The organism is Burkholderia sp. Ax-1724, from assembly GCF_011752995.1.
In the GTDB taxonomy this organism is placed as follows: domain Bacteria; phylum Pseudomonadota; class Gammaproteobacteria; order Burkholderiales; family Burkholderiaceae; genus Paraburkholderia.
In genome coordinates this window covers 172,733-191,972 of the sequence record NZ_VWWL01000012.1, presented here as the reverse complement: position 1 = coordinate 191,972, position 19,240 = coordinate 172,733, and the positions used below count along the sequence as shown (strand labels likewise).

The following is a 19,240-nucleotide window of genomic DNA, read 5'->3' as shown; positions in this document are numbered from 1 at the left end:
GGTCGGGATGGGTGATGTCTTGAGGGTATGGGTCCCGAAGCGCTTATCCGCTTTGCAAGATCTGCGAGCAAATTTCAGAGTTATCCGACTGTATTGGAGGCAAGTTTGCTTTAACGCCGAGGAGAGTTAGAGGTGGTCCCCGTTTAGGATCGCAAGACGCAATGCACACTACATGAAGGTCGCGAATGAGCCCGATCACTGTCCACGCGACGGCACAAACAAAAATACACGCGAGCAAAAGAATTCGGGGTTTGGGAACCCACTATTTGGCTACGCTAATTTCATCACACGTTATTTTCTTACTGACTTTTGGCTCATTCGCCTATGGGAAAACCGTTTATTCGGTGCCCTTTGATTATGAAAAATTTCCTTCGTCGTCGATCCATTTCACTGGGAATATACCCAAAGAGATCGACCACTTCTGCCAGACAGCCAAGCATGCTTCCAATGACGATATCGCCGCATGCGAACAGCGAGACTTCGAACATCTGAACTCGGAGCTCAGTTCGAGGTACTCGCAGGTTCTGAAGGAAATAAAGGAAATCGATAAAGAATCGAGGGCATCCGGCGATCCTCTCGCCGAACCTGCTTTCATCAGCGCACAGGATAATTGGATAAAGTATCGCGATAGTTACTGTTACGCCTATGTCTATGCAATGGGCGAAGCATCCGCGCGCTACATTTACTTTTGGGACTGCATGAAAGGAGCTACTCAGGACCGAATCAAACAGCTAGAAAAATTTCTCAATCCCTAAGAGCACAACGAATGCGGCATGCGGGTTTTCGCCTAACCTGCTCCTGCGATGGCTTGCCTGCTGGCGTCAGCCTTACCCGCTCCAGTACTTCGCCTGCTTGTTGGCATAGGTGAAGCACCAAGCCTTCCGACGCGACGTTCAACGCATAGTTCTCGAAGCACGTCTCCACAGAAAAAAACATGCCGCAACCGCGAGAACAGCGACGCCATCAACGACAGCGAGAACGGGAAGCGGATCGCTCCACTTGTCCATGTTTGTCGTGCGCGAATAGTACGGTTCGCCACTGCCATATGCTTCGTTCAGGTTCACGAGATTAAACGCAACAACTGCAGCGACGAAGGCAAACAGAATAGCGCCCGTCAGAAGACGCGCAACCGGGATTTTCGACATGTCAGTACCTGACGGTTAGCGGGATGTAGCAGTCCGGCGACGACGCGACCCACTCATTCAGATCCCTCGCAAATGCCTCCATTTCGATGTGCAGGTTGATGCACCCAGCGCTACCTGCATGTGTGCCGCCGTGAATAAAAAAACCACCCCGCCCGTACGTCTGTGTTCCTGGATAGATGTGAATCGTGATCCGATGATCACCCCACGCCGCTCGAGGAGCAAGGCTATACCAGTGGTTTTCCCACATTTGCGACGGCAGTATCCAGTATCGGCCGGAAGGAATAGGACCCGTATTGTGCTCACGCTGGCGAGCCGGCGAGTAATCAAAACTTCGTCTGTCAGCCACGCTGCCCGACGATGCCGCATAAGTCCGAAAAACGGGACCATTCATAGTCAGAAAGCGACCGCTAAAGTCAAGGGATACCTGCGATCTGGCTCAAACAGGGCCAGTCGGAATACCGTGCTCAGCGGCATATCGATCAGACACGCAAACCTCTCATTTGAAATGAAAAAGATGACCGGGCCGAAATAGAAACTGCCTGAGACAATCGGTTCGATTCACAGCACCTGTACCGGCAAGGCCCGTAAATTACCAGGCAACGACCGAATAAGATATGGGCGACGGATGATTCTGCAGCTCAGCCGGAGCAAGCCGAACCAGACAGGCGGCGAGCTGCACCACACAACCGCCCCGCACCCCGCAAACCCCATCACTCCCGCCCGCAGCCCACGCCCGCGCCCGCCCCTCATGGTCAACCCGCATTACCCACCCCACGATGCCTGTCTATGCTGATGCGGACACCCGCGCCTCCCTCGGGCGCGGAATTTGCGCGACTGTTTCATCCGCCCCCCTCCACCACGCCGCACGAGGATCGCCGCCGATGACCCGCTACCGCGATTTCCACCGCCGCTCGATCGAGAACCCCGAGGCTTTCTGGGGCGACGAAGCGAAGCGCATCCACTGGCACACGCCGTTCGACAGCGTGCTCGACCGCTCGAATCCGCCGTTCGCGCGCTGGTTCGTCGGCGGCCGCACGAATCTGTGCCACAACGCGGTCGACCGGCATCTCGCCGAGCGCGCGCAGCAGAACGCGCTCGTCTACGTATCGACGGAAACCGGCATCGAGCGGCACTACACCTACGCCGAGCTGTACGCGGAAATCAACCGCATGGCCGCGGTCATGCGCTCGCTCGGCGTCAAGCGCGGCGACGTCGTGCTGATCTATCTGCCGATGATCCCCGAGGCGCTGTTCGCGATGCTCGCGTGCGCACGCCTCGGCGCGATTCACTCGGTCGTGTTCGGCGGCTTTGCGGCGCCGAACCTCGCCACCCGTATCGACGACGCCAGACCCGCCCTGATCGTCACCGCCGACGCCGGCGCACGCGGCGGCAAGGTGATCGACTACACACCGCTCGTCGACGAAGCGCTCGCGCGCGCCGCGCACAAGACACCGCACGTGCTGCTGATCGACCGGCAACTCGCGCCCGAGCGCCTGAACGCGCCCTATCTCGTCGCCTACGAGCCGCTGCGCGAGCAGTTCTTCGACGCCCACGTGCCGTGCGAATGGCTCGAATCGAACGAGCCTTCCTATGTGCTCTACACCTCGGGCACGACCGGCAAGCCGAAGGGCGTGCAGCGCGACGTCGGCGGCTATGCGGTCGCGCTCGCGGCCTCGATGGAATACATCTTCGAGGGCAAGCCCGGCGACACGATGTTCACCGCTTCCGACGTGGGCTGGGTGGTCGGCCACAGCTATATCGTCTACGCGCCGTTGATCGCGGGTCTCACCACCGTCATGTACGACGGCACGCCGATTCGCCCGGACGGCGGCATCTGGTGGCGGCTCGTCGAGCGGCACAGGATCAACCTGATGTTCACCGCGCCGACCGCGCTGCGCGTGCTGAAGAAGCAGGACCCGGCGCTGCTGAAGGCGGCCGATCTGTCGAGCCTGCGCACGCTCTTTCTCGCCGGCGAGCCGCTCGACGAGCCGACCGCCGCATGGATTTCCGGCGCGCTCGGCAAACCCGTCATCGACAACTACTGGCAGACCGAAACCGGCTGGCCGATGCTCGCGATCCCGCGCGGCGTCGAAGCGCTGCCGACCAAGCTCGGCTCGCCTGGCGTGCCGTCGGCCGGCTTCAGCCTGACGCTGCGCAACGAACTGACGGGCGAGCCGTGCGCAGTCGGCGAAAAAGGCGTGCTGACGCTCGACCATCCGTTGCCGCCGGGCTGCATGTCGACGGTGTGGGGCGACGACCGCCGCTTCGTCAGCACCTACTGGTCGAGCATTCCGAACCATCAGGTCTATTCGACGTTCGACTGGGGCGTGCAGGATGCGGACGGCTACGTGACGATCCTCGGCCGCACCGACGACGTCATCAACGTCGCCGGCCACCGGCTCGGCACGCGCGAGATCGAGGAAGCGCTGTCGAGCCACGCGGCCGTCGCGGAAGTGGCGGTGGTCGGCGTGACGGATGCGCTCAAGGGGCAGACCGCGATGGCCTTCGTCGTGCTGCGCGGCGCGCGCCCCGATAACGATCCTGGCGGCCGCGACCCGAGCGAGCGCGCGCGGCTCGAAGCCGAACTGCTGGCGACGGTCGATCGCCAACTCGGCACGATCGCGCGGCCAACGCGCGTGGTGATGGTGTCGATGCTGCCGAAGACGCGCTCCGGCAAACTGCTGCGCCGCGCAATCGCGGCGCTCGCGGAAGGCCGCGAGCCCGGCGACCTGCCGACGATCGAAGACCCGGCCGCGCTACAGCAGGTGCGCGATGCGCTCGGTGGTGGGCTCGAATGAGAGCGGACAAGGCTGAATTGCTGCGGGAGCCGGGCGTGAAGCTGACATGAGGCCGGCGTGAGGTGCGGGTGTGCAGCACTTGGAGCGCTGGAGTCAAGCAGCGGCGACGGCTAAGGCGCGAGTATCGAAGCGCCGACGCGCAACGTCAGCGCGAGCAACGCGCGCCCCGCGGCAAAAAATCAGCGAGCCCCGCATTCGCGTCCGCCGTATCGCCAACCCGCCGCTGTAGCGCGCCTTTACCCGCGTCACCAGCAAGTCAGCCGGCCAACTTCGCGCGCGGCTTCGCTACTTACCCTCGCGCCGTCCCTGCCCGCTCCCCCGCCTCGCCATGCGCTTCGAAAAAGCGCGCAAGAATCGCGTTCGAATACGTGCCCGCGATCTCGGTGAGGAACGACATGAACGACGTCGGCGCATGATCGTCGGCGGTATCGGAAATGGTGCGCACGACCGCACACGGCACGCCGTACTCGTAGCAGACCTGCGCGAGCGCCGCGCCTTCCATCTCGACCGCGAGCGCATCGGGCAAGGCTTCGCGCAATGCCGCGACGGCCGCCGCGCTCGCGACGAACTGATCGCCGCTGACGATCAACCCGCGATGCACGCGCGGCTCGCGCGTGCCGAAGCGCGCCGCGCAAGCCGCGCCTTCCTCGGCGGCGAAGCGCTCGCAGGCGGCGGCGAGCCGGTCGGCGAGCGTCGCATCGACGCCGAAACGCGACACGCCGAGCAGCGGCACCTCGAAGCGCGGGAACAGCGGCGACGCGTCGATATCGTGCTGCAGCAGCGTATCGGCGACGACGATATCGCCGATCCGCACCTCGCTGCCGACGCCGCCGGCCACCCCGGTGAACACGATCGCTTCGACATCGAACGCATGGATCAGCGCGCTGACAGTAGCCGCCGCCGCGACCTTGCCGACGCGCGCGAGCGTGACGACGCACGGCGTGCCACGCACGGTGCCGACGTGATAATCGCGCTGGCCGTGCGTGACCGTGCGCACGCCGGATTCGGCGCGCATCGCTTCGATCAGATCGCCGAGTTCCTGCGGCAGCGCGGCCAGCACGCCGAGCGGACGCCGCGCATCGGCGCTGGTGACTACATTAGCGCCTGCATTCGGAACAGCATTGAGATTGGCCTCGGGAGCCGCGCCCGGGATAGTCGTCGTGGGTGCGCTCATTCGACCGCCTGCAATTTAGCCACCGCGAGCGCCAGCCACTTCTCGCCGTGCCGCTTGAACTTGACCTGCGCCTTCGCATCGGTGCCGCCGCCTTCGAGCGCGGTGATCGTGCCTTCGCCGAACTTCGTGTGGAACACCTGCTGACCGACGCGGAAGCCCGTTTCCGCCGCGCGCTGCTCGTTCGCGAAAGCGGGCAGCGTGGCCGGGGTCGTCGAGGCGGGGCCCGTGTAGCCAGGCCGCGCGAACCAGTCGCGTCCATAGCCGGCGTTGTCCGAGCGGCCGCCCCAGCGCGAACCCGCCTCGACCTTCGGCGTGAGCCACTTGAGCGTGTCCTGCGGCAGTTCGTCGAAAAAGCGCGAGCGGATGTTGTAGCGCGTCTGGCCGTGCAGCATGCGGCTCTGCGCGAACGACAGATAGAGCCGCTCCTTCGCGCGCGTGATCGCCACGTACATGAGGCGCCGTTCTTCTTCGAGGCCGTCCGTTTCCATCGCGCTGTTCTCGTGCGGGAACAGCCCTTCTTCGAGACCGGTGATGAACACCGCGGTGAATTCGAGCCCCTTGGCCGCGTGTACCGTCATCAGCTGCACGGCTTCCTGGCCGGCCTGCGCCTGGTTGTCGCCCGCTTCGAGCGACGCGTGCGACAGAAAACCGGCGAGCGGCGTCATCGTGTCGGGGTTTTGCGCGGGCTCGGCGAGATCGGGCGCATCGAGCACGACCGTGTTCGGATCGTCGGTCGCGACCGCCAGTTCGGGCGCGGCGCTCGCACCGGGGCGCAGCGGAATCGAGCGCGCGGGCGTATCGAGCCCGTAGCCCTCTTCGCTGACGAACGCGGCCGCCGCGTTGACGAGTTCCTGCAAGTTTTCGAGCCGGTCCTGGCCTTCGCGCTCGTTCTGGTAGAACTCCGCGAGACCGCTCGTGCGGACCACGTACTCGACGGTTTCGGGCAGGCTCATCTGCTGCGTTTCCGCGCGCATCCTGCCGATCAGGTTCGCGAACGCGGCGAGGCTCGAACCGGCTTTGCCCGCAACGTACGGAATTGCCGCGGCCATCGAGCAGTTGTACAGGCGCGCCGCGTCCGCGAGCTGTTCGAGCGAGCGCGCGCCGATGCCGCGCGTCGGGAAATTGACGACGCGCGCGAACGCGGTGTCGTCGTTCGGGTTGTCGATCAGACGCAGATAGGCGAGCGCGTGCTTGACTTCCTGGCGCTCGAAAAAGCGCAGGCCGCCATACACGCGATACGCGATGCCCGCGTTCACGAGCGTGTGCTCGATCGTGCGCGACTGCGCGTTGCTGCGATAGAGCACGGCAATTTCGCTGCGCGAGGTGCCGGTGCTGATGAGCGCCTTGATTTCCTCGACGATCCAGCCCGCTTCCTGCGAATCGGTTGCCGATTCGTAGACGCGCACCGGCTCGCCGTGCCCCGCGTCGGTACGCAGATTCTTGCCGAGGCGCCGCGAGTTGTTGGCGATCAACTGGTTTGCGGCATCGAGAATATGGCCGTGCGAGCGGTAGTTCTGTTCGAGCTTGATCAGATTGCGCACGTTGAACTCGTGCTCGAAATCGCGCATGTTGCCGACGTTCGCGCCGCGGAATGCGTAGATCGACTGGTCGTCGTCGCCGACCGCGAAGATCGCGTTGTGCTGACCCGCGAGCAGTTTGAGCCACGCGTATTGCAGCTTGTTGGTGTCCTGGAACTCGTCGACGAGGATATGCCGGAAGCGCGCCTGGTAATGCGCGCGCAGCGGCGGATTGTGCGCGAGCAGTTCGTGGCAGCGCAGCAGCAGCTCGGGGAAATCGACCACGCCTTCGCGCTGGCACTGCTGGTCGTAGGCTTCGTAGAGTTCGACGAACTTGCGATTGAAGTTGTCGGTGGCGTCGACGTCTTTCGGCCGCAGCCCCTGCTCTTTCGCGTTGTTGATGAAGTACTGGAGATTTTTCGCCGGGTACTTTTCGTCGTCGATGTTGAGGCCCTTCATGAGGCGCTTGATCGCGGAAAGCTGGTCGGCGGTATCGAGAATCTGGAACGTGGCGGGCAGGCCCGCGTCGCGGTGATGCGCGCGCAGCATGCGGTTGCAGAGACCGTGGAAGGTGCCGATCCACATGCCGCGCGTGTCGATGGGCAGAAGCGCCGAGAGGCGCGCCATCATTTCGCGAGCGGCCTTGTTCGTGAAGGTGACGGCGAGCACGGTCGCGGGAGACGCGAGGCCGTGCTGGATGAGCCACGCGATGCGGGTGATCAGGACGCGGGTTTTGCCGCTGCCGGCACCTGCGAGGATCAGTGCGGGCTCATTGGGGAGCGTGACGGCGGCGTGTTGTTCGGGGTTCAGATTGGCGAGGAGATCGGGCATTTTCTCTGGCGGACGGCAGGGCGAATGACATTATAGGCCCCTGTGCGGGGCGGGATTTTTTTGTTGGTCTGGATTGGGGGGTGTCGTTGTTCTTGGGGTGTTGGCCCCTTGGGCGGGGCGGTGCTTCTTTGTCGTTGTTCTGACTTTGTTGGCCTTTCCTTGTTTTCTTGTCGGTCTATTGGCGTTGCCCCTGTGCGGGGCGGCACCTACTTTCTTTGCGGCTGCAAAGAAAGTAGGCAAAGAAAGCAGCTTCACACCGCTAATTCTGAAGCGGGTCCCCTGGCTCGGAGGGGGCAGTGGTGCATCTGGAATCGGTGCCCTCGCACATTCAATGCAGGTGACAAAAGCCATCATCCGCTCCCACTCCGCACTGCGTGCGTCGCGGACGGGTCTGCCAGGAGAACCCGCGGGTTCGTTCGCGCAACGGGGGCCATCGGCTGCACCTCGGCGACACGCCGAAACAACCGATGGTTTTTGAGCCGGGCTTCGGCGCGCGTAGCGCCGCCGGAAGAATGACGGCCTTGTCACTGACGCGGAATGCGCGAGGAGACAGATTCCAGATGCACCACGATCCCCTCCAAGCCAGGGGACCCGCTTCAGAATTGGCGGTGTGAAGCTGCTTTCTTTGCCTACTTTCTTTGCAGCCGCAAAGAAAGTAGGTGCCGCCCCGCACAGGGGCAACGCCAATAGACCGACAAGAAAACAAGGAAAGGCCAACAAAGCCAGAAAAACGAAAAAAACCGCCCCACGCAGGCCCCTCCCCCTCCCAGCTATAATCTCCAATCCTCCGCATCCAAAATCCTGCCTTTAACCAGAAACATGAGCGACACCTCGAGCGACCCCACCTCGACGCTTGCCAAAAGCTTCGAACCCCACACCATCGAAGCCCATTGGGGCCCGGAATGGGAAAAGCGCGCCTACGCCGCGCCCTCCTTCGACTCCAATCGCAAGGATTTCTCGATCCAGCTGCCGCCGCCGAACGTCACGGGCACGCTGCACATGGGCCACGCGTTCAACCAGACCATCATGGACGGCCTCGCGCGCTATCACCGCATGCTCGGTGAAAACACGCTGTGGGTGCCGGGCACGGACCACGCCGGGATCGCCACGCAAATCGTCGTCGAACGGCAACTGGACGCGCAGGGCGTGTCGCGCCACGACCTCGGCCGCGCCAAGTTCGTCGAGCGCGTGTGGGAATGGAAGCAGCAGTCGGGCTCGACCATCACGAGCCAGGTGCGCCGTCTCGGCGCATCGATCGACTGGTCGCGCGAATACTTCACGATGGACGACAAAATGTCGGCCGCCGTGCGCGACGTATTCGTACGCCTGTATGAACAGGGCCTGATCTATCGCGGCAAGCGTCTCGTCAACTGGGACCCGGTGCTGCTCACCGCCGTCTCCGACCTCGAAGTGGTCAGCGAGGAAGAAAACGGCCACCTGTGGCACATCCAGTATCCGCTCACCGACGGCTCGGGCCATCTGACCGTCGCCACCACGCGTCCGGAAACCATGCTCGGCGACACCGCCGTGATGGTGCATCCCGAAGACGAACGCTACGCACACCTGATCGGCAAGACCGTCACGCTGCCGCTGTCGAACCGCGAAGTACCGATCATCGCCGACGACTACGTCGACCGCGAATTCGGCACCGGCGTCGTCAAGGTCACGCCCGCGCACGATTTCAACGACTACCAGGTCGGCCTGCGCCACCAGCTGCCGCAAATCGAAATCCTCACGCTCGACGCGAAGATCAACGACAACGCGCCCGAAAAATACCGCGGCCTCGATCGTTTCGACGCCCGCAAGCAGGTCGTCGCCGATCTCGAAGCGCTCGGCGCGCTCGAATCGGTCAAGCCGCACAAGCTGATGGTGCCGCGCGGCGACCGCACCGGCGTCGTGATCGAGCCGATGCTGACCGACCAGTGGTTCGTCGCGATGAGCAAGCCGGCTCCCGAGGGCACGTTCAACCCGGGCAAGTCGATCGCCGAAACCGCGCTGAACGTGGTCCGTAACGGCCAGATCAAATTCGTGCCGGAGAACTGGACCACCACCTACTACCAGTGGCTCGAAAACATCCAGGACTGGTGCATCTCGCGTCAGCTCTGGTGGGGCCATCAGATTCCGGCGTGGTACGGCGAGAACGGCGAAATCTTCGTTGCGAAGACCGAGGAAGACGCGCGCGCGAAAGCCGCCGCGGCCGGCTACACGGGTGCGTTGAAACGCGACGAAGACGTGCTCGACACGTGGTTCTCGTCGGCGCTCGTGCCGTTCTCGTCGCTCGGCTGGCCGAACGAAACCGAGGAACTGAAGCACTTCATGCCGTCGTCGGTGCTCGTCACCGGCTTCGACATCATCTTCTTCTGGGTCGCGCGCATGGTCATGATGACCACGCACTTCACGGGCAAGGTGCCGTTCGACACGGTCTACGTGCACGGCCTCGTGCGCGACGCCGAAGGCCAGAAGATGTCGAAGAGCAAGGGCAATACGCTCGACCCGATCGATATCGTCGACGGCATCGGCCTCGACGCGCTCGTCGCGAAACGCACCACCGGCCTCATGAATCCGAAGCAGGCCGCGTCGATCGAAAAGAAAACCCGCAAGGAGTTTCCGGACGGCATTCCGGCGTTCGGCACCGACGCGCTGCGCTTCACGATGGCCTCGATGGCCACGCTCGGGCGCAACATCAACTTCGACCTCGCGCGCTGCGAGGGCTATCGCAACTTCTGCAACAAGCTGTGGAACGCCACGCGCTTCGTGCTGATGAACTGCGAAGGCCACGACTGCGGTTTCGGCCAGCCGGCGCAATGCGGCGAATGCGGGCCGGAAGGCCATCTGCATTTCTCGCCGGCCGACCGCTGGATCGTGTCGCTGCTGCAACGCGTGGAAGCCGAAGTCGCCAAGGGTTTTGCCGACTATCGCTTCGACAATGTCGCCAATGCCCTATACAAGTTCGTATGGGACGAATACTGTGACTGGTATCTCGAACTTGCAAAGGTCCAGATCCAGACGGGACAGCCGAACCAGCAGCGCGCCACGCGCCGCACGCTGTTGCGCGTGCTCGAAACGGTGCTGCGCCTCGCGCATCCGGTGATTCCGTTCATTACCGAAGCGCTGTGGCAGAAAGTGGCGCCGCTCGCGGCACGCTACCCCGAGGGCAAGGCCGAAGGCGAAGCGTCCATCATGGTGCAGCCGTACCCCATCGCCGAGCCCGCCAAGCTCGACGAAGACGCCGAGCGCTGGGCCGCCGACCTCAAGGCTGTGATCGACGCGTGCCGGAATCTGCGTGGCGAGATGAACCTGTCGCCGGCCGTGAAGGTGCCGTTGCTCGCCACCGGCAACGCGGAGCGGCTTCGCACTTTCGCGCCATACGCCCAGGCATTGGCGCGTTTGTCCGAAGTGCAGATCATCGCCGACGAGGCTACGCTCGATGCGCAGGCGGATGGCGCGCCGATTGCTATCGTAGGAAGCGACAAGCTCGTCTTGAAGGTCGAAATCGACGTGGCCGTCGAGCGGGAACGCCTGTCGAAAGAGATCGCGCGTCTCACCGCCGAAATCGCCAAATGCAACGGCAAGCTGCAGAATCAGGCTTTCGTTGCCAAGGCGCCGCCGGCGGTCGTTGAACAGGAACAAAAACGTCTCGCCGATTTCGAAGCTACCGTCGGCAAGCTGAAAGCGCAACTGGATCGCTTGCCGGTCTGATCGACACGTCTTGCCCCACCGCCGCCGCGGTGGGCAAGGCCTTAAACCAGAGGACTCAGGGTAATCACATGCTAAAAGTTACAAAGGCGGTATTTCCGGTAGCCGGTCTTGGCACCCGATTCCTCCCTGCCACGAAGGCAAGCCCGAAAGAAATGCTGCCGATCGTCGACAAGCCGCTGATTCAGTACGCAGTCGAGGAAGCGATGGCAGCCGGCATCACCGAAATGATCTTCGTCACGGGCCGCAGCAAGCGGGCGATCGAGGACCATTTCGACAAGTCCTATGAAATCGAGGCCGAACTCGAGGCGCGCGGCAAGGACAAGCTGCTCGAACTCGTGCGCAGCATCAAGCCGAGCCATGTCGACTGCTTCTACGTGCGCCAGGCCGAAGCGCTCGGCCTCGGCCACGCGGTGCTGTGCGCAGAAAAGCTGGTCGGCGAAAACCCGTTCGCCGTGATTCTCGCGGACGACCTGCTGTACGGCACGCCGCCCGTGATGACGCAGATGATCGAGGTGTTCGATCACTATCACAGCTCGGTGATCGGCGTCGAAGAGATCCCGCCGCAAGACACGAAGTCGTACGGTATCGTCGACGGCAAGGAGTGGGAAGATTCGATCATCAAGATGTCAGGCATCGTCGAAAAGCCGGAGCCGAGCGTGGCGCCGTCGAACCTCGGCGTGGTCGGCCGCTATGTGCTCAAGCCGCGCATCTTCAATCATCTGCGCTCGATCAAGCCCGGCGCGGGTGGCGAATTGCAGTTGACGGACGCGATCCAGTCGCTGCTCGCCGACGAACAGGTGCTCGCGTACAAGTATCACGGCACGCGTTTCGACTGCGGCAGCAAGCTCGGTTATCTGAAGGCGACGGTCGAGTTCGCGCTGCGTCACCCGGAAGTGGCCGCCGATTTCGAGCAGTATCTGCGCACGCGTTCGCCGGTGCTGGAAGGCTGACGGATTCGCTTCGCGGCCTGCGGGCCGCGGGGCCATTCAACGCAACGCGCGCCACACCGCTGAGCGTGCCCTCGGGTGCGCTCGGTGCGCTCAAAACGAAAAGGCGCTGTGCCCCGCATTCGCGGGCACAGCGCCTTTTCTGCTTCTTGCGTACCGCCTCGCGCGGCGGGTTTGGCCGAGTGCCGGGTTCTGGCGGGTTTGACTGCCTAGCGCCGCCGCATCAGAAACGTGAACACCTTGTCTTGCGCCGAGCTTTCGACAATCTCGTTGCCGGTCTGCTTCGCGAACGCGGCAAAATCGCGCTGCGAGCCGGGATCGGTGGCGAGCACCTTGAGAATCTGGCCGCTTTCCATGTCGGCGAGCGCCTTCTTGGCGCGCAGGATGGGCAGCGGGCACATGAGCCCGCGCGCATCGACTTCCTTGTGAATCTGAATTTGCATCGACGATGACCTTCGGGACGAGGGCGTCGCTCGCGACGCCGGACAGAGGGCCAAATTCTACAGCAGGCGGTGTTTCGCCGCCCGGGCCTGCGACGGTGCGTGTCACCGCCTCGACACGATCCGCCCCGCCTCGTCTCGCCTCCCCCCAAGGTTCGCCCCCAAGGTTTCCCCCGCCTCACCGGCCCCCGAGCGGCAACCCGCGCCGCTACAGCATCACCGCCTGCCCGCTTTGCAGCGACTCGCGCAGCGCCATGCCAATCCGCGTCGCTTCGAGCGCATCGGCCAGCGTCGCCCCCGCCTGCGCCGACTCGGGTTGAGCCACCCCGCCCTGCACCGCCGCAACGAACGCGCGTGCCTCGTGCAGAAATGCATCCTCGAAACGGTCGAAAAAGTTCGGCGTGCATTCGTTGCGAACCCCGCTCGCGTCATAAATCTCGACGCGATTCGCGCGCGGATTGCGGCCGATCGCGAGCGCGCCCGCCGTGCCGATCACTTCGCTATGCGTGTCGTTGCCGTGCGCCTGCGTGCGCGACGCGTAGAACATCGCGAGCTTGCCGCCCTCGAATTCGCAGATCGCGACGCCGTTGTCGACGTCGCCGAATTCACGCAAGCCTTCGTGCAACGCAACGGCCCCCGCCGCGAACACGCGCGTCGCACGCGGCTTGCCGAGCAGCCAGCGCGCGACGTCGATGTCGTGCACGGTGCAGTCGAGAAAGATGCCGCCCGAGGTCGCCGCGAAGCGCACGAAGAAACCGTCGGTATCGTTTTTGTCGGTGGTCTGCGAGCGCACGAGAAACGGCCGGCCGATCTGGCCCATCGCGATCCTGTCGAACGCGTCCTTGTAGCTCGGATCGAAGCGCCGCATGAAGCCGATCGTCGCCTGCAAGTGCGGATAGCGCGCCGCGACCGCCAGCACGCGCTCGCATTCGGCCACGTCGAGCGACAGCGGCTTTTCGCAGAACACGTGCTTGCCAGCCTGCAAGGCGTCGACGATCTGCTGCGCGTGCAGCGACGACGGCGTGACGAGCCACACCGCATCGACCTGCGGATCGGCGAGCAGGTCTGCGTAATCGGTGTAAAGACGCGGCTCGGGCAGTGCATCGCGAGCCCATGCGAGTTCGTCTTCCAACGGACTGCAGGCGGCCGCGAGCATGGCGCCCGGCACGCGATACGCGAGATTTTCGGCGTGCCGCTTGCCGAGCCGCCCAAGGCCCACCACGCCGAGGCGCACCTGCTGCGTAGCCGGCTTCATCACGCCACCTCGCCGAGTTGGATCGCGCGGCCTTCGCGCCACGAACGCGTCGCCGCTTCGGCGAGTTCGAGCGCTTTCAGACCATCGGCGACGGTCGTGCGCACCGGCTTGCCATGCCTGACCCCATCGAAGAAATGCGCGATTTCGAGCGCGTAGGCCGCACGATAGCGTTCGAGAAAGAACGCCTCGGGCACGTCGGTCGACACCTCGGTTTTCGAGTACGCGGTGACTTCGGTCGGCCGCACGTTGCCGGCTTGCAGCATGCCGCCGCTGCCGAGCACTTCGAAGCGCTGGTCGTAGCCGTAAGCGGCACGGCGCGCGGTGTTGATCTGGCACAGCCGGCCGCGCTTCGTGCGGATCGTGACCGCCGTCGAATCGATGTCGCCCGCCTCGGCAATCGCCGGATCGCCAAGGCAGCTGCCGGTGGCGTGCAGCGTGTCGGCTTCGTCGTCGAGAATCCAGCGGAAAATATCGAAGTCGTGAATCAGCATGTCCTTGAAGATGCCGCCCGAGTGCCGGATATATTCGAGCGGCGGCGCGCCCGGATCGCGGCTCGTGACGACGAGCATTTCCGGCGTGCCGATCTCGCCCGCGTCGAGGCGCGCTTTCAGCGACGCAAACGTCGGATCGAAACGGCGCTGAAAACCGATCATGCACACCACGCCCGCGCGCTCCACCGCTTGCGCGCACAGGCGCGCGCGCTCGAGCGCGAGATCGACCGGTTTCTCGCAGAACACGTGCTTGCTCTGCGCCGCCGACTTCACGATCAGGTCCGCATGCGTGTCGGTGCTCGAACAGATCACGGACGCGCCGATCGACGCGTCGCCGAGCGCGCCATCGATATCGGCAACCCGCGCGCCATGCTGCTCGGCCAGCGCCCCGGCGGCCTCGCGATTCACGTCGACCACGTACTTGAGCCGCACGCCGGGCTGCCGCGCAAGGTTAGCCGCATGAATCCTGCCGATGCGCCCCGCGCCGAACAGCGCGACGTCGATCGTGTTTACCGCGTCAGTCATCGTAGCCTCCAGGGTCGTGGGATTCTTCAACGTTCAGTTCGAGCTTGTACGCGAGCGCAATGAACAACGCCTGGCACAGGCAGATCGTGCTGGTCAGCGAGCGAAACGCGAACGCGCTGCCCTCTTTCACATACAACAGCGTGCTCGCGTAGCGCGCGAGCGGCGATAGTTGGCTATCCGTAATGACGAGCGTCTTCGCCTGAAGATGATGCGCGACGCGCAGGCAGTACTGCGTTTCCTTGCCATATGGCGCGAAGCTGATCGCGATCACGACGTCGCCCTTCTTCACGCTGCGAATCTGCTCGCGGTACATGCCGCCGAAGCCCGACACGAGATGCACGCGCTTGGGCGTGTGCTGCAACGCGTAGACGATGTAGCTCGCGACCGGAAACGAGCGCCGCACGCCGACCACGTAGATGTTGTCGGCCTGCTGCAGCATCTTCACGGCGGCGTCGAACTGCTTGTCGTCGAGGCCTGCCTCGAGTTCTTCGAGGCCGCCGCGCGACGCCGCGATGAACTCGCGCGCGACCGAGCCGCCCGACAAGGTGCCGGGCTTCTCGTCGATCAGCCGGCGAATGCGCTGCTGATAGCTCGGCGACGACACGCCCTGCTCCGCATAAGCCTGACGAAACACCGCCTGCAGATCGGAGAAGCCGGAAAAGCCGAAGCGCTGCGCAAAGCGCACGACCGCCGACGGATGCACGCCGCAGTTCGCGGCGATGTCGCTCGTGCGGTCCATCATCACGCTCGAACGATGCTGCTCGATATAGGTCGCGACGCTCTTCAGCTGACGCGGCAGCGTCTCGTAGTTGTCCGCGATGCGCCGCATCAAATCCTCGACGCCCGGCAACGTTTCTTCGGTGTTCGGTTCCGCCATGTCTGCCCCTCGAGTGTTTTTTGCTATGCGGCAGAAGCACTCGCGGCCTCCCGCTCGTGCTTCCGACGCTGCCGATTATAGGCAGCGCCCCAAGCAAATGGAACATATTTTCCATTTTTATTTTTCGTGAAATTTTCTTTGCAAGACATCGAAAGATGGCCTACTCTTGGTCCTGAGCGGTGCCGCTTCGGCCCTGTTGTGCGGATTTACACGGAAATGGGCAACCATCCGCGAGGCGCGCCTTCAATGACAAACGACAGATCGAGAAAGGTGGAGACCATGAGACTTGGCAAAGGCAAGGCGGCGCTCAGGATTCTGGCGACGGCGTTGGCATTGGCAACGGGATTCGGCGCGGCGACGGCAGCCCGCGCGGCGGACGCTCACTTCGTGCTGATCAGCCATGCGCCCGATTCGGATTCGTGGTGGAACACGATCAAGAACGCGATCAAACAGGCCGACGAGGACTTCAACGTTCAGACCGACTACCGCAATCCGCCGAACGGCGACATTGCCGACATGGCGCGTCTCGTCGAACAGGCGGCCGCGCGCAACTACGACGGCGTGATCGTCTCGATCGCCGACTTCGACGTGCTGAAGAGCTCGATTGCGAAAGTCACCGAAAAGCACATTCCGCTCGTCACGATCAATTCGGGCACCGAAGAACAGAGCGCCAAGCTCGGCGCGCTCATGCACGTCGGCCAGCCCGAATACGCGGCCGGCAAGGCGGCGGGCGAAAAGGCCAAGGCCGCCGGCATCAAGTCGTTCCTGTGCGTGAACCACTATGCGACGAACCCGGCTTCGTTCGAACGCTGCCGCGGTTTCGCCGAGGCGATCGGCGCCGACGTCAAGACCTCGACGCTCGACGCGGGCCAGGACCCGACCGGCGTGCAGTCCAAAGTCAGCGCGTTCCTGCGCAATCATCCGGACACCCAGGCGGTGCTCGCGCTCGGCCCGCTGTCGGCCGATCCGACCTTGAAGGCGCTGCAACAGATGGGCCTTGCCGGCAAGCTCTGGTTCGCCACGTTCGACTTCGACAGCGACATCGCGAAGGGCATCCAGAACGGCACGATCCAGTTCGCGATCGACCAGCAGCCGTATTTGCAGGGCTATATCCCGGTTGCCGTGCTCGCGATCGCGAAGAAGAACCAGACGACCGATCCGGTGAAGATCCGCGAGATTCTGCAGGCGAATCCGAAGTTCAAGGAGCGGCTCGACACCTACGGGCTCGCGCCGTCGTATGGGCCGCGCAATATCGGCTCGGGTCCGGGCTTCATCACGAAGGCCAACGTCGACAAGGTACTCAAATACGCGGGGCAATATCGCTGACTGCGCGGCAACGCAGCGCCTGAGCAGGCCGCCGCGCCGGCGGCCCACGGTTGAATTCATCAGTTCCAACGCCCGCGGTGCCGCGTCGATCGGCTTGCCGGCGTATCAAGGAGAGCTTCAATGGGTGTCGCCGATCTTTTCCATCCCAATCACCGCAAACCGCCCGCGTCCGATCCGCAGGACCCGGCTGCATCAGCGGCCACCTCAGGGGCCACCTCAGCAGCCACGTCGGCCACCGCGCCGGACGAACGCGTGCGCGAGGAATCGTGGTTCCGGCACCTGCTGAACCGCCCCGAATTCGCGGCGCTGGCCGGCACCGTGATGGTGTTCCTCGTGTTCGGCCTCGCGGCCGGCAACTCGGGGATGTTCAACCTCGACGGCATCATGAACTGGTCGCAGGTCGCGGCCTATCTCGGCCTGATCTCGGTCGGCGCGTGCATGCTGATGATCGCCGGCGAGTTCGACCTGTCGATCGGCTCGATGATCGGCTTTGCCGGCATGATGGTCGCGCTGCCGACCATGTACTTCCACTGGCCGATCTGGCTCGCGATCCTGTTCGCGTTCGCCGGCTCGATGCTGCTCGGCGCGCTCAACGGCTACCTCGTGATGCGCACGCGGCTGCCGTCGTTCATCGTCACGCTCGCGTTCCTGTTCATTCTGCGCGGCCTCACGCTCGCGCTCTCGGTGATGTTCGCCGACCGCACGATCATTTCCGGCGTCGGCGACGTCGCGCGCGAGGACTGGTTCGCGCACACGTTCTTCCAGGGCGTCGCCTTCAAAGGGCTGTTCGTCTCGCTCGGCCATCTCGGCCTCGTGAAGATGCTCGACAACGGCACGCCGCTCGTGCCGGGCATTCCCAAGGTCCTGCTGTGGTGGCTCGCGTTGGCCGTGGTCTGCGCGTTCACGCTCGCGAAAACGCGCTTCGGCAACTGGATCTTCGCGGTCGGCGGCGACGCCAACGCGGCCAAGAACGTCGGCGTGCCGGTGCGCCGCGTGAAGATCTCGCTGTTCGTGCTGACCGCGTTCTGCTCGGCCCTGTATGCGGTGCTGCAGGTGTGCGATATCGGCTCGGCGGCCGCCGACCGTGGTTTGCAAGCCGAATTCGAGGCGATCATCGCGGCCGTGATCGGCGGCACATTGCTCACGGGCGGCTACGGCTCGGTGGTCGGTGCCTGCTTCGGCGCGCTGATCTTCGGCGTGGTGCAGATCGGCATCACCTACACCAATGTCGACTCGGACTGGTTCCGCGTGTTCCTCGGCGTGATGCTGCTGTTCGCCGTGCTGTTCAATCACTACGTGCGCGGCCGCGTCGCCGCATCGCGCTAACGCGCCCGGCAAGGAGTTCATGATGACCGACCTCGAACAGAACGCGGACGACACCATCCTCGCGCTCGAAAACGTCAGCCGCTATTTCGGCAACATCATCGCGCTGAACGACATCACGCTGCGCCTCAAACGCGGCGAGGTGCACTGCCTGCTCGGCGACAACGGCGCCGGCAAATCGACGCTGATCAAGACGCTCGCGGGCGTCCATCAGCCGAGCGCCGGCACCTATCTGGTGGACGGCAAGCCGGTACGCTTCACCTCGCCGAAAGACGCGCTCGATCTCGGCATCGCGACCGTCTATCAGGACCTCGCGCTGGTGCCGCTGCTGTCGGTCGCGCGCAACTTCTTCATGGGCCGCGAGCCGAACAGGAAACTATTCGGCTTCCTGAACGTGATGGACCTCGACACCTGCGCGAGCACCGCGCGCGACAAGCTCGCCGAAATGGGCATCAACGTGCGCGACCCGCATCAGCCGATCGGCACGATGTCGGGCGGCGAGCGGCAATGTCTCGCGATCGCGCGCGCGATCCACTTCGGCGCGCGCGTGCTGATTCTCGACGAACCGACCGCCGCGCTCGGCGTGAAGCAGAGCTTCAACGTGCTGAAGCTGATTCACAAGGCGCGCGCCAAGGGAATCTCGGTGATTTTCATCACGCACAACGTGCATCACGCCTATCCGATCGGCGATTCGTTCACGCTGCTCAATCGCGGCAGATCGCTCGGCACGTTCACGAAGGAAACGATCAGCAAGGACCAGGTGCTCGACATGATGGCCGGCGGTGCCGAGATGCAGAAAATGATGGGTGAACTCGAAGGCGCGACCATCTGAGCTTCGCGCGGATCGCACGTCGTCCGCCTAACCCGCGTGGCCTTCCACCGCGCCCCGTTA

The 19,240-nt window shown here is 63.8% G+C and carries 15 protein-coding genes; 7 read left to right on the top strand and 8 right to left on the bottom strand.

Annotation, left to right across the window (positions count from 1 at the left end; translation table 11 throughout):
• The first annotated feature begins 185 nt into the window (after window positions 1-185).
• Entirely contained in the window at window positions 186-755 is a 570-nt protein-coding gene (locus tag F3J19_RS16570) for a lysozyme inhibitor LprI family protein (RefSeq protein WP_167043202.1), read from the top strand.
• A 138-nt stretch (window positions 756-893) separates the two neighbouring features.
• Here F3J19_RS16570 and F3J19_RS16565 read toward each other — a convergent pair whose 3' ends face one another.
• Together F3J19_RS16565 and F3J19_RS16560 are read right to left on the bottom strand one after the other, a co-directional pair.
• On the bottom strand, window positions 894-1,145 hold the full coding sequence (locus tag F3J19_RS16565) for a hypothetical protein (protein ID WP_167043200.1): 252 nt from the start codon (window positions 1,143-1,145) through the stop codon (window positions 894-896).
• 1 nt (window position 1,146) lies between these two features.
• Window positions 1,147-1,536 carry a tlde1 domain-containing protein gene (locus F3J19_RS16560; RefSeq protein WP_167043198.1) on the bottom strand — a complete coding sequence of 130 codons (390 nt, stop codon included), beginning with the start codon at window positions 1,534-1,536 and terminating at the stop codon, window positions 1,147-1,149.
• 490 nt (window positions 1,537-2,026) lie between these two features.
• Here F3J19_RS16560 and F3J19_RS16555 point away from each other — a divergent pair, with 490 nt between their 5' ends.
• Complete coding sequence (locus tag F3J19_RS16555; RefSeq protein ID WP_167043196.1) at window positions 2,027-3,943, top strand: propionate--CoA ligase; 1,917 nt, start codon at window positions 2,027-2,029, stop codon at window positions 3,941-3,943.
• A 289-nt stretch (window positions 3,944-4,232) separates the two neighbouring features.
• Here the strand turns inward: F3J19_RS16555 and F3J19_RS16550 are convergent, their stop codons facing one another.
• Together F3J19_RS16550 and F3J19_RS16545 are read right to left on the bottom strand one after the other, a co-directional pair.
• Window positions 4,233-5,117, bottom strand: coding sequence for a 5'-methylthioadenosine/adenosylhomocysteine nucleosidase (locus tag F3J19_RS16550; protein WP_240158997.1), 885 nt, complete (start codon window positions 5,115-5,117; stop codon window positions 4,233-4,235).
• Window positions 5,114-7,465, bottom strand: a complete 2,352-nt coding sequence (locus tag F3J19_RS16545) for a UvrD-helicase domain-containing protein (RefSeq protein WP_167043194.1) — start codon at window positions 7,463-7,465, stop codon at window positions 5,114-5,116. The genes F3J19_RS16550 and F3J19_RS16545 overlap by 4 nt, the downstream gene beginning before the upstream one ends.
• Before the next feature lie 819 nt (window positions 7,466-8,284).
• On the opposite strand from F3J19_RS16545, the gene F3J19_RS16540 reads away from it, so the two are divergent.
• Both F3J19_RS16540 and galU read left to right on the top strand, forming a co-directional pair.
• Window positions 8,285-11,164, top strand: coding sequence for a valine--tRNA ligase (locus F3J19_RS16540; RefSeq protein WP_167043192.1), 2,880 nt, complete (start codon window positions 8,285-8,287; stop codon window positions 11,162-11,164).
• A 68-nt stretch (window positions 11,165-11,232) separates the two neighbouring features.
• Window positions 11,233-12,114, top strand: coding sequence for a UTP--glucose-1-phosphate uridylyltransferase GalU (galU, locus tag F3J19_RS16535; protein WP_167043190.1), 882 nt, complete (start codon window positions 11,233-11,235; stop codon window positions 12,112-12,114).
• Window positions 12,115-12,320: 206 nt separating this feature from the next.
• On the opposite strand, the gene F3J19_RS16530 is transcribed toward galU, so the two are convergent.
• The 4 genes from F3J19_RS16530 to F3J19_RS16515 form a co-directional block, all read right to left on the bottom strand.
• A complete protein-coding gene (locus F3J19_RS16530; RefSeq protein WP_075301700.1) occupies window positions 12,321-12,548 on the bottom strand; it encodes a sulfurtransferase TusA family protein in 228 nt (75 codons plus the stop codon).
• Window positions 12,549-12,759: 211 nt separating this feature from the next.
• Window positions 12,760-13,806 carry a Gfo/Idh/MocA family oxidoreductase gene (locus tag F3J19_RS16525; RefSeq protein ID WP_167043251.1) on the bottom strand — a complete coding sequence of 349 codons (1,047 nt, stop codon included), beginning with the start codon at window positions 13,804-13,806 and terminating at the stop codon, window positions 12,760-12,762.
• Window positions 13,806-14,822 carry an inositol 2-dehydrogenase gene (gene iolG, locus F3J19_RS16520; RefSeq protein WP_167043188.1) on the bottom strand — a complete coding sequence of 339 codons (1,017 nt, stop codon included), beginning with the start codon at window positions 14,820-14,822 and terminating at the stop codon, window positions 13,806-13,808. Before iolG ends, F3J19_RS16525 begins: the two co-directional genes overlap by 1 nt.
• On the bottom strand, window positions 14,815-15,699 hold the full coding sequence (locus F3J19_RS16515; RefSeq protein ID WP_167043187.1) for a MurR/RpiR family transcriptional regulator: 885 nt from the start codon (window positions 15,697-15,699) through the stop codon (window positions 14,815-14,817). Before F3J19_RS16515 ends, iolG begins: the two co-directional genes overlap by 8 nt.
• A gap of 279 nt (window positions 15,700-15,978) precedes the next feature.
• Here F3J19_RS16515 and F3J19_RS16510 point away from each other — a divergent pair, with 279 nt between their 5' ends.
• The 3 genes from F3J19_RS16510 (at window position 15,979) to F3J19_RS16500 (ending at window position 19,180) form a co-directional block, all read left to right on the top strand.
• Window positions 15,979-17,025 (top strand): sugar ABC transporter substrate-binding protein, encoded by a 1,047-nt coding sequence (locus tag F3J19_RS16510; protein ID WP_167043185.1) that lies wholly within the window; start codon window positions 15,979-15,981, stop codon window positions 17,023-17,025.
• A 120-nt stretch (window positions 17,026-17,145) separates the two neighbouring features.
• A complete protein-coding gene (locus tag F3J19_RS16505; protein WP_167043183.1) occupies window positions 17,146-18,351 on the top strand; it encodes an ABC transporter permease in 1,206 nt (401 codons plus the stop codon).
• 22 nt (window positions 18,352-18,373) lie between these two features.
• On the top strand, window positions 18,374-19,180 hold the full coding sequence (locus F3J19_RS16500; RefSeq protein WP_167043249.1) for an ATP-binding cassette domain-containing protein: 807 nt from the start codon (window positions 18,374-18,376) through the stop codon (window positions 19,178-19,180).
• The last annotated feature ends 60 nt before the right edge of the window (window positions 19,181-19,240 follow it).

Coding starts and splice junctions, on each gene's coding strand:
- F3J19_RS16540 (WP_167043192.1), top strand. CDS start 8,285: ATGAGCGACACCTCGAGCGACCCCACCTCGACGCTTGCCAAAAGCTTC.
- F3J19_RS16515 (WP_167043187.1), bottom strand. CDS start 15,699: ATGGCGGAACCGAACACCGAAGAAACGTTGCCGGGCGTCGAGGATTTG.
- F3J19_RS16570 (WP_167043202.1), top strand. CDS start 186: ATGAGCCCGATCACTGTCCACGCGACGGCACAAACAAAAATACACGCG.
- galU (WP_167043190.1), top strand. CDS start 11,233: ATGCTAAAAGTTACAAAGGCGGTATTTCCGGTAGCCGGTCTTGGCACC.
- iolG (WP_167043188.1), bottom strand. CDS start 14,822: ATGACTGACGCGGTAAACACGATCGACGTCGCGCTGTTCGGCGCGGGG.
- F3J19_RS16505 (WP_167043183.1), top strand. CDS start 17,146: ATGGGTGTCGCCGATCTTTTCCATCCCAATCACCGCAAACCGCCCGCG.
- F3J19_RS16525 (WP_167043251.1), bottom strand. CDS start 13,806: ATGAAGCCGGCTACGCAGCAGGTGCGCCTCGGCGTGGTGGGCCTTGGG.
- F3J19_RS16565 (WP_167043200.1), bottom strand. CDS start 1,145: ATGTCGAAAATCCCGGTTGCGCGTCTTCTGACGGGCGCTATTCTGTTT.
- F3J19_RS16555 (WP_167043196.1), top strand. CDS start 2,027: ATGACCCGCTACCGCGATTTCCACCGCCGCTCGATCGAGAACCCCGAG.
- F3J19_RS16560 (WP_167043198.1), bottom strand. CDS start 1,536: ATGAATGGTCCCGTTTTTCGGACTTATGCGGCATCGTCGGGCAGCGTG.
- F3J19_RS16545 (WP_167043194.1), bottom strand. CDS start 7,465: ATGCCCGATCTCCTCGCCAATCTGAACCCCGAACAACACGCCGCCGTC.
- F3J19_RS16500 (WP_167043249.1), top strand. CDS start 18,374: ATGACCGACCTCGAACAGAACGCGGACGACACCATCCTCGCGCTCGAA.
- F3J19_RS16550 (WP_240158997.1), bottom strand. CDS start 5,117: ATGAGCGCACCCACGACGACTATCCCGGGCGCGGCTCCCGAGGCCAAT.
- F3J19_RS16510 (WP_167043185.1), top strand. CDS start 15,979: ATGAGACTTGGCAAAGGCAAGGCGGCGCTCAGGATTCTGGCGACGGCG.